Below are 13,381 nucleotides of genomic sequence, written 5' to 3'. Positions count from 1 at the left end.
GTTCCTGACTTGAGACGACTCGCGCGATCCTTCGCCCGGCCCATCCGCTTCACACCATGGACGGTTCATGACTGCTAGCGCACTGCCCTTAGCGCCTTCTCACTCTCGCCGCATCCTGCAGCTCGACGGCTTGCGCGCCATCGCCGTGCTCGCGGTATTCGCCCAGCACGCCTTGAAAGCGCCGCTGTGGATGGGCGTCGATCTGTTTTTTGTTTTGAGCGGTTTCCTGATTACCGGCATCCTGCTCGAGCGCAAGGCGCGCCAGCAGTCGTATTTCGGCTATTTCTATGCACGCCGGGCGCGGCGCATCCTGCCGCCTTATCTGCTGCTGATGGTGGTGTCGTCGATTCTGTTCGGCATCGGCTGGGCGCAGCACTGGCAGTGGTATGCGTTCTTCGCGACCAATATTGGCGACGCGCTCAATCAAAGCGGTCACGACAGCCTGAATGTGCTGTGGTCGCTGGCGGTCGAAGAGCAGTTCTATATTTTCTGGCCGTTCGTGATCCTGTTGCTGCCCGAGCGCGTGCTCGGCTACGTGGCGGCTGCGTTGATCGTGCTGGTGCCGGTGCTGCGCGCGGTCGCCACGCCCTGGTTCGATTCGTTCTGGCCGATCTACTACCTGACGCCGTTCCGCATGGACCTGCTGGCCGCCGGCGCATTGCTCGCCGTCGCCGTACGGCGCGACCGCAACGCACTCGAGCCGTTCAAGGGCCTCGCCGTGCTCGGCTTTTTCGCCGCGCTCGCCGTGCTGGCGTGGCTGCATCTGCACTATCCGCGGTTCCGGGCTGCCAATACGCCGCTATCGAATGCCGCGCTCTACAGCGTTTCATTGGTGCTTTGTACTTCGGTCGTGGTCATCGCCCTGCAAAGCAAGGGCATCGTCAAGCGGCTGCTGTGCAACCCCGTGCTGGTTTATATCGGCACGATCAGCTACACGATCTATCTGATTCACCTGAGCGTGCTGTACACGCTGTGGCCCCTGCATCTGAACCGCTATCTGACGGCGGCGCTGGCACTCGCGATCACCCTCGCCTACGCCAGCATCACGTGGTTCGCGTTCGAAAAACGTTTGATCTTCGGCTCGGCAGGCAAAACGCATGCACCCGCCGGCAGCGTGTCGGGGGGCGCAACGCGAGCGCCGCAAAGCCGCGCATGAGGCGCCGCGCGTGGCTCGCTGCGAGCGTGTCGGCCGCTGCGTCAGTGCTGCTTTCGCTGACACTGGATGCGCACGCCAGCGGACCTGCATCGCAGGTGCTGGTGGACGCCTACGGCGATTCGACCACGCTCGGCATTACGTGCAGCGAGGGCCACTGCGGACCGCAGCCACAAAACGCCGTGTCGTATCTGCAGGACGAGTTACAAGCCAGGTACGGTCAAAAGGTGCGCGTCACGAATTACGGCGTGGGCGGCACGATGGCGAGCCAGTTGCGCGACGGCACCGGCAGCCGCCGCGCCGGCCCGACCGCCGGCTTGCCGTGGCAGGAACGGCTCGCGGCTTCGTCCGCGCAGATCGTATTGATCAACTACGGCATTAACGAAGTGATGCAGAACCAGACGCCCGAGCAGTTTTACGCAGCGGAAACGACGCTCGTGAAAACCGCCCGCGCGCTCGGCAAGGAGCCGGTTTTACAGACCTCGAATCCGATGCCCGACAACCACCTGAACGCGCGGCTCGCCGCGATGGTCGCGATGACGCGCCGGGTGGCCGCCGAACAGCAGGTGCCGCTCGTCGATCAGTTCGCGTACGTCAGCAATCTGCCGGACTGGAAGACGCTGATGTCCGACGGCGCGCATCCCAAGCCAGGTTTGTACCGGCTCAAGGCGGAACAGGATTTTCAGGTCGTCGATCCGCTAGTGCGGCGACTGCTGGACGGCACGCTTTGAAGCTCCTTTTTCAAGTGCACTTCTCTTTCTCTTTTACCAATATCGAAGGCAAGCTATGAGCCAACCACGCAAAGCGATCATCACCGGCGTTTCCGGACAGGACGGCGCCTATCTGACCAAACTGTTGCTCGACAAGGGCTACCACGTGACCGGCACCTACCGGCGCACGAGTTCGGTCAACTTCTGGCGCATTCGTGAGCTCGGCGTGCTCGATCATCCGAATCTGCGTCTGGTCGAACACGACCTGACCGATCTGGGCTCGACGCTGCGCCTGCTCGAAGGCGCGCAGGCCGACGAGCTGTACAACCTCGCCGCGCAGAGCTTCGTGGGGGTCTCGTTCGACCAGCCCGTGACGACCGCCGAAGTGACCGGCATCGGCGCGCTGAATCTGCTCGAAGGCATCCGCATTCTGAATCCGAAGACCCGTTACTACCAGGCGTCGACCTCGGAAATGTTCGGTCTCGTGCAGGCAGTGCCGCAACGCGAGGACACGCCGTTCTATCCGCGCAGCCCGTATGGTGTGGCCAAGCTGTTCGCGCACTGGTCGACCATCAACTATCGCGAGTCATACAACCTGTTTGCAAGCAGCGGGATTCTGTTCAATCACGAATCGCCGCTACGTGGCCGCGAATTCGTCACGCGCAAGATCACGGACACCGTCGCGAAGATCAAGCTCGGCAAACAGGACGTGCTGGAACTCGGCAACCTGAGCGCCAAGCGCGACTGGGGCTTCGCGCTCGAATACGTGGAAGGCATGTGGCGCATGCTGCAAGCCGATGAGCCCGATACCTTCGTGCTCGCCACCGGCCGCACCGAGACGGTTCGCGACTTCGTGCGCATGGCGTTCGCCGCAGCGGGTTATCAGATTGAATGGTCGGGCAAGGAAGAGCGTGAGACGGGTATCGACGTGGCAACCGGCAAGACGCTGGTGCGCGTGAATCCGAAGTTCTATCGCCCGGCGGAAGTGGATCTGCTGATCGGCTGCGCGGACAAGGCGCACGAGAAGCTCGGCTGGAAGCCGGAAACCACGCTTGAACAGCTGTGCCACATGATGGTTCATGCGGACTTGGGCCGCAACGAGCATCACGAGACGTTCTAATACTGTCCTGAGTGACGGCTGCGCGAGCGGCCGTCACTCCATGAAAAAAGGCCTGGTCGCAATGATTCAGGCCTTTTTTCTATTGCGTCATGAAGCCTTCAATGCACGCCACCCGCCGCGATCGCCTCGCTATACACCGACGCCACACGCTTCGCGATCACCGAATTATCGAAGTTCTCGCGCGCATAGCGGCGGCAGGCATCGGCATCCGGCAACTTCAGTGAGCCGTTCAACGCGCCTGCCAGGCCTTCAGCGATCGCCTTCGCACCGGTCTCCGGCAACACCAGATTCGGCGACAAACCCGCCACCGCTTCCGGCAAACCGCCCACCGGCGTCACCAGCACGGGCGTGCCGGAAGCCAGCGATTCAACGGTAATTAGCCCGAAGCCTTCGAGCGCCACCGTCGGCACCACGCTGATATTCGCCGCACGGTACAACGCGGCCAGATGCTGATCGGGCACGAAGCCCAGCAGCTTCACGTTGTCCTCGAGGCCCGCCTCGGTGATACGCGCCTGCAATTCGCCTTCGAGCCGCCCCTTGCCCGCGATCAGCAACAGCACATCGGGCTCAGTGCGCTTGAGCAGCTTCACCGCATCGATCAGATCTTCCAGACCCATGCGGCGCACCAGACGCCGCACGGCCAGCACGATCGGCCGGTCCTGCGGCAGTTGCAGCTTCAGACGCGCTTCGGCCGGCGTGATCGGCAGATTGAACTGCTCGACATCCACGCAGCCCGGCACCACGCGCACGCGGTCCGGCGCGATGCGATAGCGCGAAGTCAGAATCTTGCCGAACGCTTCCGACAACACGATCAGCCGCGACGAGCGCGCATACACCGATTGCTCCAGATAGCGCTTCGCGCGCTGGCCGAGCGAATCGGCGCCTTCGACGTGACTCTCGTCGGCCCACGGTCCCTGGAAATGCGACACCTGCGGAATGCCGCGCGTCACGTCGAGACCCGGAAACGTGTACAGCGCGAAGTGCGACGAAATCACATCGGGACGCGAAGTGCTGATCTCCTGGCGCAGCGCGCGGCGTGCCGCCATCAAGCGCAGCGGCAGCGACTGCGCGGCGGAGCCGAAACCGTTGATCGCGCCACCGGTGTCCGCGGCTACTTTGGGTGAGCCGGCCACCACGCCGCGCACCGCGACGCCCGCGCCCGGCAATGCGCCGACCAGCGAGTAATACATGCGGTCGAGACCGCCCGCGCGTTCCGGAAACCAGTGCATCCCGATCTGCAGCGATTTGATTGATCTTGAGGTCATAGTTGTTGTCCCTGAGCGTTCTGAGCGTTGTGGTGGATTGTCTGCCCGGCCAGCGTGTTGAGCGTCAGCGCGTCGGTCTTGGCGACCACTGCGGCTTCCGCTTCGCTGCGTCGGCGGTCCTTCTGCTGCCCCGCCAGTTGCCGGTACAGCGCGATGTATTGCTCGGCCATCCGCGCCCAGCCAAAGCCGGTCGCAAGTTCGTTGGCGGCGACGCCCATCGCGCGGCGCGCATCGTCGTTGTCGGCAAGACGTGCGACAGCGCCCGCCAATGCCTTGGGATCGTCCGGGTCGTCGAGCACGATGCCGCATTCCGGCGTGATGATTTCCGCACCGCCCGCCGTGCGCGCCGTGACCACCGGCAGACCCGCGGCCATCGCTTCGAGCAGCGACAGGCTCATCGCCTCATAGCGAGACGGAAACACGAACGCGTCGACCGAATGCATCAGCACCGGCATTTCTTTGACCAGCCCGAGAAAATGCACGCGATGCGCAATGCCGAGCGCCTTCGCCTGTTCCGGATACGGGCTGCCCGGCAGAAAACCGGCCACTGCGATCTGCACGTGTTCGGGCAGATGCTTGAGCGCCTGCAACACCGTGCCGAGGTTCTTGCGCGGCGTGCGCAAGTCGCCGACGAACAGCAGCAGGAACGCGTCCGCCGGCAAGCCGAACTTCGCGCGGTCGCCCGTGGCGGCCGCGAAGCCTTGCGTATCGACGCCGTTGTAGATCACGTCGACCCGGTTATGAGGCGTCAAGCCGATCGCGCGAATTTCATCGGCGACCTTTTGCGACACCGCCGTGATCACCTTCGAGCGCCGGTAAGCCCAGCGTTCGAGCAGTGCGTTGCAGCGCGTATAGACCGACTGATACGCGGACCACACGCCCTTCGTGAGCCCGAACGGGTAGTACTTGCTGCCGAACCAGCCGCTATGCACGAAGTGCGAGGTGTTGACATCGGCAGGCGCCCACGTAATGAAGCCGTTCACGTGCAGCACGTCGAATTCGCGGCGATGCGAGCGCAGCCACATCGCGCTTTTGAAGGCGAACACCTGCTGGCGCAGCAGATTGGTGGGCCACCAGCGGCCGATCTTCATCGGCACCCAGCGTACATTCGGATGCGCGAGCAAATCCGGCGCAACGTGCGACGCAACCAGCGTCACACCGATGTTTTCCTCGAGGGCGGCGCGCGCAATCTCGTGGTTGACGCGCCCCTGGCCGTCGTTATGGCGCACGACGTGCGTGACAATGGCGACTCTCAATCAGTGCCTCCGTGGAAAAGTAGCGTGCGTCTGCGGTTCATCTTTTCGTAGTGCACCGCGGATAGGATCGAAAAAACACTCATGAAAAGCAGCAGGCCGCCGGTGCCGACTAGCGAATTGGTGAACACCAGCATCGCGAAGGTCGCGAGACTGAGGCTCAGGCAGGCCGAAACGAATTTGTCGTTGCGCAGCTTGAACGACGCGAGCGCCGCGCGCACCACCAGCCACACGATGCCGGACATGTAGAGCAAGGTGCCGGGCCAGCCCAGCACGAACGGAATGTTCATCACGCCGCTGTCGAAGTTGCCGTACTGGCCGAGTTGGCCGCCGTCGTTCGAGAGCTTGGTCGAGGTACCGGTCGCGCCCATGCCTTCGCCGGAGACGTCGGTAAAGGCCGTCTTCGCAAAGGTCGCGTAGAACTCGTTACGCGCGGCGTAACTCTGGTCGTCGCTCAGGTTGACGAGCGTGTTCAGGCGCGCCTGCATCCGCTCGGCCACCGGGCCGACCGTAAGCAGCGGCACGCAAAGACCGGCAAGCAGCACCGCACTCGCCACGATCCGCACGCGCACCTTGTTGTTCGCCTTGACCAGCTGGATCAGGAGCGCGATCACCCAGCCGCCCCACGTCGAGCGCACGAGGCTCAGCGCGAAAGCGAAGAAGCCCAGCGCCGCCGCAACCCAGCGCACGCGGTGCGTCGCCGCCATCACGTAGACCATCGCGCCCATCATCGCGAACGCGAACGGTCCCGACGAGTTCATCGTGCTGAACACGCGTACGCCCATCGGCACGGGATCGCCCTGCGAATTCATCTGCGAGCCGAGCATCCACAGCGCGTCCCACGGCGGCATGATGAAGAACTGGATCAGGCCGTAGCCGCCCATCACCAGCATGCCCCAGATGAAGGTACTCACGATCGTGTCGCGATACTTCGGGTACTGGCGCGTGTGCGCCATGATGTGAAAGCCGATCAGGATCGGATAGAGCCAGTTCGCGAGGTCATAGGTCGCGGCGAGCGGCCCGCTCGACATCACACCGATCATGAACGCGTAGGCGAGCCCCATCAGAACCAGCAGCACCGGCAAGCCGCGACGCTGCGAAAGCAGCTTGTAGTAGCGGAGCAAGGAAAGCGCACTGATCATCGTCACCGCGAGCGGCGCGACCTGGATCAGGCTGGTCGGCGTGAACGAGCCTTTGGACCAGTCGGCAAGTCGCCGCACCTCCGGGCTCAGGAACCACAGCCACCACATGAAGCCGATGTAGCGCGCCGGGCTCTTGAAGTAGAGCCACAGGCCCGTCAGGATCGCGAGCACCGGGAAACCGAGCGTGAGCACCGTGCCCTGATGCGCGATGATCAACATCACGGTGATCAGCCACAGTAAGGCCTCCGGCAGCCACTCCTTGCGAGCGCCGGACAGTACCCGCTCCGCGTTATCGCCGCCTCGCGCAATCGTCGACATCGTTTAGAGGCCTCCGCGTGATTCGCGCGGGCCAGGGCGTTGGCCTTGCCCCTGGCTGCCCGCGCGAACTCGCGCCGGTTGGTTCACCGCGGTACGCGGCGCCTTTGCCACGGCATCGGCGTCCGCCGCGCCGGCCACAACGCGTCCGCGCGACGCTGCGCGCGCCCGCAGCATCTCCTGCGTGATTCTCACGTGCTGCATCGCATAGTTCTGCGTGGTCAGATCGCGCGACAGCAAACCGGCGGCGGCCGCCTGTGCCTGGTGCAACGCGTCCGCGGGAGAAGCCGCCAGCTGGTCCACCGCCTCACGCAACGCTTGGGGATTGAACGGCGGGATGTAAGCCGCCTCGCCCGCCGGAAAGTAATCCTGCAACGCGCCGACGTTGGTGACCACCATCGGCTTGCCGACCGCCGCCGCCTCCAGCATCACGGTGATGCCTGAGGCGTGCGAATTCGGCCGCAGAGGCACGACGATCACGTCGGCCCAGTCGTAGAGTTCGTGCTGCTTCTTGATCCCGGAGAACAACGCGATCTCCACATTCGGCGCACGCAGCGAGGCGGGAATCCGCCGGCGTGTCGCAAGCTTCACCGTGTAGCGCGCATCGTTGCCGAAGGCCTTGATGAGCGTCTCCCAATCGCGGTCGCGATCGTTGCCGATCGCCGCGATGCGGATCGGCGTATGCGGCGTCCATTCGGTCGGCGCCTTCACGGGAAAGTCCTGCGTGTTCAGGCCGTACAGGAGCGGCTTCGCGTCGCGATTGAAAAAGCGCTGGCACAGCTCGGCGTTTTCGCTGGCGAGCGTCGTCAGCTGGTCGGCGCGCGTCATCAGCTTGCGATAGAGCCAGCTGCGCAGAATTCCATAGGAAGGCCATTTATCGAGCAGCCACACGCTTTGCGCCAGCAGCAAGGGGCTGGCATTAGCGCCCGCCTTGCGGCCGCTCAGCAGCAACATCAGCGCGGCGGACAGCCATTCCTGCTCGGTATGCGTCCAGATGACGTCCGAGCGCAGCATCTCGTCGCGGTTGCGCCACGTATGGATGAAGTCGAACCCGAACGCCGCCTTCAGCGCGCGGCGCAGCAAACGCACCGGTTTGCTTTCGCGTGCGTCCTGCGAGTAGGTCAGCCTGAATGCATCGGATTCGGCATGGTGATACCCGTACAGGCAGCCGATGTTGTCGCCGGGCCGGTAAAAGCGCGGGTCGGCGCCATAAAACAGATGAACGTGAACTTTCGTACTCATGCAGACACTCCGCTCTGCCGGTGGAAAGGGGCATCGGCCCGCGCGAGCAGGCGCCAGTGCCGATGCACGAACGTGCAGGACGTTGGGGACACGTGAGCGCTCGCGGGCGTCACGCGGTCCGCGACAACGCGCGGCGCGCCTCATGCGCGCCGGTGCGCACCGCACGCCAGCGCGACAGCCTCAGGCTCGCCTGTTTCGACACCAGCGCAAGCGCGGCGTGCGTGAGGCCCGGATAAACGCGCGTGCCCACCAGCGTCCACCACCACCACGCAGTTTCGCGGCGCAGCGGCGGCAACTGGTCGCGCAGGATCAGGTGGAAGTTGAAGGCGGCGTTACGCAACGCCGCCATGGTTTGCGCGTCGCGCCGGTCGTCGTCGAAACGCTCGGCCGGGAAATGGTCGACGGCCACGCGCGGGTCGTACATCAGCTTCCAGCCGGCGTTCTTCACGGCGAGGCTGAAGGCCATGTCGTTATGAACCTGGGCACCCGCGCCACGCAGGCGCTGATCGAAACGGATCGTGCGGACCGCGTCGCGCCGGTAGCTCATGTTGGCGCCCTTCAGGATGTCGACTTCGCGTGCGCCGCCCACACCCAGGTGGTGATTGCCGATGATCTTGCCGTGCGCCGTGACCTTGCCGACCAGCGGCCGCTCGCCGTCGAGCACGCGGCCTTTTTCGTGCACCCAGTCGCGGCCGCCCAGCGCACCCAGGCGCGCGTCGCCTTCGAACGCGGCAGCAATCCGCTGGACCCAGTCGACGTGCGGCGCGGCGTCGTCGTCGGTGATCGCGATCACGTCGCCTTTGGCCGCATCCAGTCCGCGATTCAAAGCCGCGACCTGGCCCGGCACCTCCACCAGCGCGACGGACAACGGCAAGCTGCCGGGCACGGCCGGATCGCGGAGGCAGGTGTGGGTCGCTTCGTCGTCGGCGCGCGCGACCACCACCACTTCGTCCGGCGCGCGCGACTGCCGTTGCAACGCCGCAAGGCAGCGCGCCAGGTCGGCCGGGCGGCGGTAGGTCGGAACCAGTACGGTGACTTTCATCGTGATGTCCTTTTCTATCGTGTTTGCGCTGGCATCAGCACACTGGGCTCAGCCTCGTGGCTCAGGTGCTCAGATATTCCTGGACCGCTGCATAGCCACGGTCGTAGCCGCCGCGCGAGCGCGCCGGCATACCGTTGAAGATGCCGCCCTGCACGTGCACGCCGGCGGCACGCAGGCGCTTCAACGCCTCGGCAATCTCGCCTTCGTTATGCACGCCCGAACGCATCACGAAGAAGGTCGAACCGGCATAGGCGCCGATGATCGATGCATCGGTCACGGCCAGCACCGGCGGCGTGTCGATGAGAATCACGTCGTAACGCTTGGCAAGGCCCTCCAGGTATTGCGGAAGACGCGGCGACATCAGCAGTTCCGACGGATTCGGCGGACGGCGGCCACACGAGATGAAGCTCAGGCCTTCGACGTTCGAGGCGCGGATCGCTTCTTCGAGCGAGATCTGCCCGCTCAGCAATTCCGACAGGCCGTTGTCCTGCGCGCCGCCCACATAACGTTCGAGCGCACCGCGACGCATATCGCCGTCGATCATCAAGACGCGTTTGCCCGAATTCGCGAGCAGCACCGCCAGATTGACCGTCAGGAAGCTCTTGCCGACGCCGGCCATGGGGCCGGTCAGCATGACGATGCGGTTCTTCGCGTCCATCATCGTGAACTGCATGGACGTGCGCAGACTGCGCAGGCTCTCGATCGTGACGTCCTTCGGCCGCGCATCCGCCAGCACCGAACGCAGGCGTTCGCCGCCGCGCTGGAAGCTGCTTTCGAGCAGAGCCTGTTCGGCGCTCAAGGGCACGAGACCGTACACCGGCAGATGGAATGCGCGCTCGATATGGTCGGGGTCGTCGATGCCCTTGAACATATTGCGGCGCAGGAACACGAAGCCGGTGCCGCAGATCAGGCCCAGAATCACTGCGGCCGAGAGAATCAGCACCTTCTTCGGCTTGACCGGCGCACCCGGACGCATCGCCTGGTCGACGATGTGCACGTTGCCGCCGGTACCGGCCTTCTGCACCGACAATTCCTGCACGCGGTTGAGCAGCAGCACGTAGATGTCTTCCGCCACCTTCGCATCGCGTTGCAACTGCACGGCCTTGACTTCGGTTGCCGGCAGATCGCGGAAGCGGTCAGCGTATTTGGCGCGTTGCGCCTCCAGTTCGGCCATCTGCTGGCGCGCGGCCACGAGCATCGGATGGTCGTCGCCGTAACGCTCGGTCAGTTGCGCCATCTGCAGACGCAAACCGGCGATCTGCTGCTCGTACTGCACGCTGCCTTCGAGGTAGACCTTGGCTTCATCGCTCGCATTGATCGAGCCGGATTGACGCTGGTAAGCGGTCAACGCGGCTTCGGCGCGTTCGAGATCGGCCTTCAGGCGCGGCTCTTCGCTCTTCAGGAAGTCGAGCATCTTGCTCGCGTCGACCTGCTTGTTCGACACGTGCTGACGGACATACGACTGCGCGAGCGCATTGGCCACCAGCGCGGCGTGCTCAGGACTCTTGTCTTCCAGCGAGATCTGGATCACGCCGGTCTGCTTGCCCTGCTCCTGCACGGTGATCGCCGACTGGAACGCGGTGATCGCGTCGAGGTCGTTAAAACGCGTCACGGTGAACTCTTCACCCGGGCGGGCCACCAGCTTGTTGACGAGGATCGTCACGCCGCCGCCCTGCTCCTGCTGGCCCACCTGGCCGCGCAGCAGCAGCGTGCCGTTCTTTGCGTAGAGCTCGTAGTGCTGTTCGTCGAACACCTTCATCGTCAGCTTCTCGCCTTCGAGCGCGGGCACGACGTCGAGCGTGTCGATGTCGGCCTCTTCACCGCCCCAAGCATATGAAGCCAGACCCAGCCACGGCGCCGCCGGCTGGCCGGGCGTCGCCAGGTGCGCGGCAATGCTGCCGAGCAGCGGAATCGTCTTCGGCACGACGCTGAAGTTCAGCTTCAGTTGCTGGACCACCGGGCCGACTACGCCGCGGCTCTTGATGATTTCGATTTCGGCATCGGTAGGCAGCGAAGTCGAGCCGGTGGTGATGGCCGCGCCCGTTTGCGTCTGCGTGAGCGCCTGCGAGGTGTTGTCGGACTGCTCGACCCGCACATGCGCATCGGCCGAATAGATCGGCTTGGCGAGGAAACAGTACGCGGCGGCCAGCGCGACGATCGCCGCGGCGATCGTGATCAGCCACCAGATGTCGTCGAGGATCACCTGCACCAGTTGCCCGAGGACGACGTCCTCTTCTTCGGTCTTGATCGGACCGGCCATGTGTGGAGAGATTTGGTTGCTCACAATTCGATCCCGTTTCGGTTGCTTCGGCGTGGGCTTCAGCGGGTGCTCTGGCATGGGCTTGCGCGTTTGCCTCGGCGTTTGCTTCGGTCCCGCGCCCTTTGAGAGCGGCGCGGGCCTGTCGACGGCTCAGACAGTAGTTATCTCGTCAACTGCTTCAGGTAGAACAACGTCTGTACGCTCGGCAGGACTTGCTGCAACACACGGTTGAACGTGGTCGAAGCGGCGGTGCCCACATACACGACATCCATCGGCTGCAACTGGAACTGGGACGACAGCATGATCGCGTCGGGCTGCGTCATGTCGAGGCGGTACACGTCCGGCGTGGTCGGATGCTCGCGCATGCCGCGCATCACGAAGATCTGGCGCGGATTGGCGTCCGTGTCGAGAATGCCACCCGACTGGGTGAGCGCGTCGGCGATCGTCAGGCGGCCCTTCACCATCGGCAGCTGGATCGGCGTCTTCACTTCGCCCATCACGAAGATGCGGCTGTCGTTGTGATCCGGCACGTTGATCACGTCGCCGTTTTGCAGCATGACGTTCTGCGTGGTGTCGCCCTGGTCGAGCATGCGGTTGGCGTCGAGCACGTAGAGCTTGTTGTTGCGCGTGAGGCGCACACGCTGGATGTCGGCGTCGCTGTTGGTGCCGCCCGAACGCGTGATCGCGTCGACCAGCGTGAGCGGCACGTCGCTGATGGCGAGCGGGCCCGGCGTCTTCACGTCGCCGGTCACCTGCACTTTCTGGCCGCGGTACGACAGCACGCGCACGTCGACCTGCGGATTGCGGATGTAGCGCACGAGGCCGGCGCTCAACTGATCGCGCACTTCGCCCACGGTTTTGCCCGCGGCCTTGATGCGGCCGACGAACGGGAAAAAGATCGTGCCGTCGGGGGCAATCGTCTGGCCGTACGGATCGGCCTGGCCCGGCAGCGCGGCGGTATACGGCTGCTGCAAGGCGCCGCCGATCGACTGCGTGGTGTTGCCGCCCGCGGACAGCGTGCTGCCCTGCGGGGTCGTCAATTCCGGGTGGTCCCACACGGTGATGCCGAGAATGTCCTGCGGCGAGAGCCGGTACACGTACTGCGACGGATCGCTATAGTGCGAAGTCGGCAACGCCTGTTGCGCGGCAGTGGCTTGCGCCTGAGCTTGCGCCGCCACCAGCGGGCCGTCGATCAGATGAACCGGATAGGTTTCGTTAGCTTGCTGACTCGGGTGCTGGCCGTCGTCTTTCAGACGGGACGTGTCGAGATAATTGCCAGGTGCGGTAGCGCAGGCCGACAGAAAGGACGTCAGCAAAAGCGTGGCGGCGAGTTTCGAATTGACGTTCGCGAATGTGTGTGCAGTGCGTTTTTTCATCAGCATATTTTCTTCAGCCATCCCATGACCAGGTGTTCGATGAGCACGAGACTCTCCCTATAGTCGGCTTCCTTGCCGCCGTGCGGATCGGCGACGTCGGAATCGTCTTCCCACTTGCCGAGCGGATAGACCTTGCCGCGCGAAGCCGGATCGAGCGCTTCAACCGCGCTCACCTGCGAGCGCTCGCTGACGAGTACGAGATCGGCTGCGCGCACGAGCTGGCGGTCGAGGCGCCGCGAATAGTGGATGCCGGAGGCGACACCCTGCTCGGCGAGCAGGCGCCGCATCACCGGGTCCATGGCGTGGCCGTTGGTGGCGCGGAGACCCGCGGAATGAAACGCGATCGGCGCTGAGGACGGCCGCGACGGCGCGCGCTGCCGGGCCTTGAACAGCATCTCGGCTGCGGGCGAACGGCACACGTTGGCGTGGCAGACGATCAGAACGTTGGCGAACATGGCGGGCTCCTTAGTGAGGCTTTGGCTACACGGCGGCTTATTGGCCAA

General features: G+C 64.3%; 11 protein-coding genes. 3 read left to right on the top strand and 8 right to left on the bottom strand.

Going from position 1 to position 13,381, the window contains the following annotated elements; genetic code table 11:
* Positions 1-67: 67 nt before the first annotated feature.
* The 3 genes from M0D66_RS10225 to gmd are packed head-to-tail and all read left to right on the top strand — an operon-like array spanning position 68 to position 2,983.
* Positions 68-1,156 (top strand): acyltransferase, encoded by a 1,089-nt coding sequence (locus tag M0D66_RS10225; RefSeq protein WP_256454920.1) that lies wholly within the window; start codon positions 68-70, stop codon positions 1,154-1,156.
* Positions 1,153-1,884: an SGNH/GDSL hydrolase family protein gene (locus tag M0D66_RS10220; protein ID WP_256454919.1), complete on the top strand. Its 732-nt coding sequence runs from the start codon at positions 1,153-1,155 to the stop codon at positions 1,882-1,884. Before M0D66_RS10225 ends, M0D66_RS10220 begins: the two co-directional genes overlap by 4 nt.
* A gap of 55 nt (positions 1,885-1,939) precedes the next feature.
* Complete coding sequence (gmd, locus tag M0D66_RS10215; RefSeq protein WP_093633741.1) at positions 1,940-2,983, top strand: GDP-mannose 4,6-dehydratase; 1,044 nt, start codon at positions 1,940-1,942, stop codon at positions 2,981-2,983.
* Between the two features lie 98 nt (positions 2,984-3,081).
* On the opposite strand, the gene M0D66_RS10210 is transcribed toward gmd, so the two are convergent.
* From M0D66_RS10210 to M0D66_RS10175, 8 genes are all read right to left on the bottom strand, one after another.
* The gene (locus tag M0D66_RS10210) at positions 3,082-4,248 is read right to left on the bottom strand and encodes a glycosyltransferase family 4 protein (RefSeq protein WP_054037586.1); all 1,167 of its coding nucleotides are present in this window, start codon (positions 4,246-4,248) and stop codon (positions 3,082-3,084) included.
* Entirely contained in the window at positions 4,245-5,504 is a 1,260-nt protein-coding gene (locus M0D66_RS10205) for a glycosyltransferase family 4 protein (protein WP_211701602.1), read from the bottom strand. The genes M0D66_RS10210 and M0D66_RS10205 overlap by 4 nt, the downstream gene beginning before the upstream one ends.
* Positions 5,501-6,961: a glucose-6-phosphate isomerase gene (locus M0D66_RS10200; RefSeq protein WP_093633743.1), complete on the bottom strand. Its 1,461-nt coding sequence runs from the start codon at positions 6,959-6,961 to the stop codon at positions 5,501-5,503. The genes M0D66_RS10205 and M0D66_RS10200 overlap by 4 nt, the downstream gene beginning before the upstream one ends.
* A gap of 3 nt (positions 6,962-6,964) precedes the next feature.
* The gene (locus M0D66_RS10195; protein ID WP_266210690.1) at positions 6,965-8,200 is read right to left on the bottom strand and encodes a glycosyltransferase; all 1,236 of its coding nucleotides are present in this window, start codon (positions 8,198-8,200) and stop codon (positions 6,965-6,967) included.
* A gap of 109 nt (positions 8,201-8,309) precedes the next feature.
* Complete coding sequence (locus M0D66_RS10190; RefSeq protein ID WP_266210689.1) at positions 8,310-9,242, bottom strand: glycosyltransferase family 2 protein; 933 nt, start codon at positions 9,240-9,242, stop codon at positions 8,310-8,312.
* A gap of 61 nt (positions 9,243-9,303) precedes the next feature.
* A complete protein-coding gene (locus tag M0D66_RS10185; RefSeq protein WP_211701846.1) occupies positions 9,304-11,502 on the bottom strand; it encodes a polysaccharide biosynthesis tyrosine autokinase in 2,199 nt (732 codons plus the stop codon).
* 161 nt (positions 11,503-11,663) lie between these two features.
* Positions 11,664-12,884, bottom strand: coding sequence for a polysaccharide biosynthesis/export family protein (locus M0D66_RS10180; protein ID WP_266210688.1), 1,221 nt, complete (start codon positions 12,882-12,884; stop codon positions 11,664-11,666).
* Positions 12,878-13,333 carry an exopolysaccharide biosynthesis protein gene (locus tag M0D66_RS10175; RefSeq protein ID WP_093633748.1) on the bottom strand — a complete coding sequence of 152 codons (456 nt, stop codon included), beginning with the start codon at positions 13,331-13,333 and terminating at the stop codon, positions 12,878-12,880. Before M0D66_RS10175 ends, M0D66_RS10180 begins: the two co-directional genes overlap by 7 nt.
* Between the last annotated feature and the right edge of the window lie 48 nt (positions 13,334-13,381).

Origin of the sequence: Paraburkholderia sp. SECH2 (genome assembly GCF_030464795.1) — a bacterium.
Lineage (GTDB): Bacteria > Pseudomonadota > Gammaproteobacteria > Burkholderiales > Burkholderiaceae > Paraburkholderia > Paraburkholderia aspalathi.
The sequence above is the reverse complement of the archived record's forward strand: the minus strand, read 5'-3'. Positions and strand labels throughout refer to the sequence as shown.

Excerpts from the sequence above, each read along its gene's own strand:
- M0D66_RS10225 (WP_256454920.1), top strand. The coding sequence starts at position 68 with ATGACTGCTAGCGCACTGCCCTTAGCGCCTTCTCACTCTCGCCGCATC.
- M0D66_RS10220 (WP_256454919.1), top strand. The coding sequence starts at position 1,153 with ATGAGGCGCCGCGCGTGGCTCGCTGCGAGCGTGTCGGCCGCTGCGTCA.
- gmd (WP_093633741.1), top strand. The coding sequence starts at position 1,940 with ATGAGCCAACCACGCAAAGCGATCATCACCGGCGTTTCCGGACAGGAC.
- M0D66_RS10210 (WP_054037586.1), bottom strand. The coding sequence starts at position 4,248 with ATGACCTCAAGATCAATCAAATCGCTGCAGATCGGGATGCACTGGTTT.
- M0D66_RS10200 (WP_093633743.1), bottom strand. The coding sequence starts at position 6,961 with ATGTCGACGATTGCGCGAGGCGGCGATAACGCGGAGCGGGTACTGTCC.
- M0D66_RS10195 (WP_266210690.1), bottom strand. The coding sequence starts at position 8,200 with ATGAGTACGAAAGTTCACGTTCATCTGTTTTATGGCGCCGACCCGCGC.
- M0D66_RS10190 (WP_266210689.1), bottom strand. The coding sequence starts at position 9,242 with ATGAAAGTCACCGTACTGGTTCCGACCTACCGCCGCCCGGCCGACCTG.
- M0D66_RS10185 (WP_211701846.1), bottom strand. The coding sequence starts at position 11,502 with ATGGCCGGTCCGATCAAGACCGAAGAAGAGGACGTCGTCCTCGGGCAA.
- M0D66_RS10180 (WP_266210688.1), bottom strand. The coding sequence starts at position 12,884 with ATGCTGATGAAAAAACGCACTGCACACACATTCGCGAACGTCAATTCG.
- M0D66_RS10175 (WP_093633748.1), bottom strand. The coding sequence starts at position 13,333 with ATGTTCGCCAACGTTCTGATCGTCTGCCACGCCAACGTGTGCCGTTCG.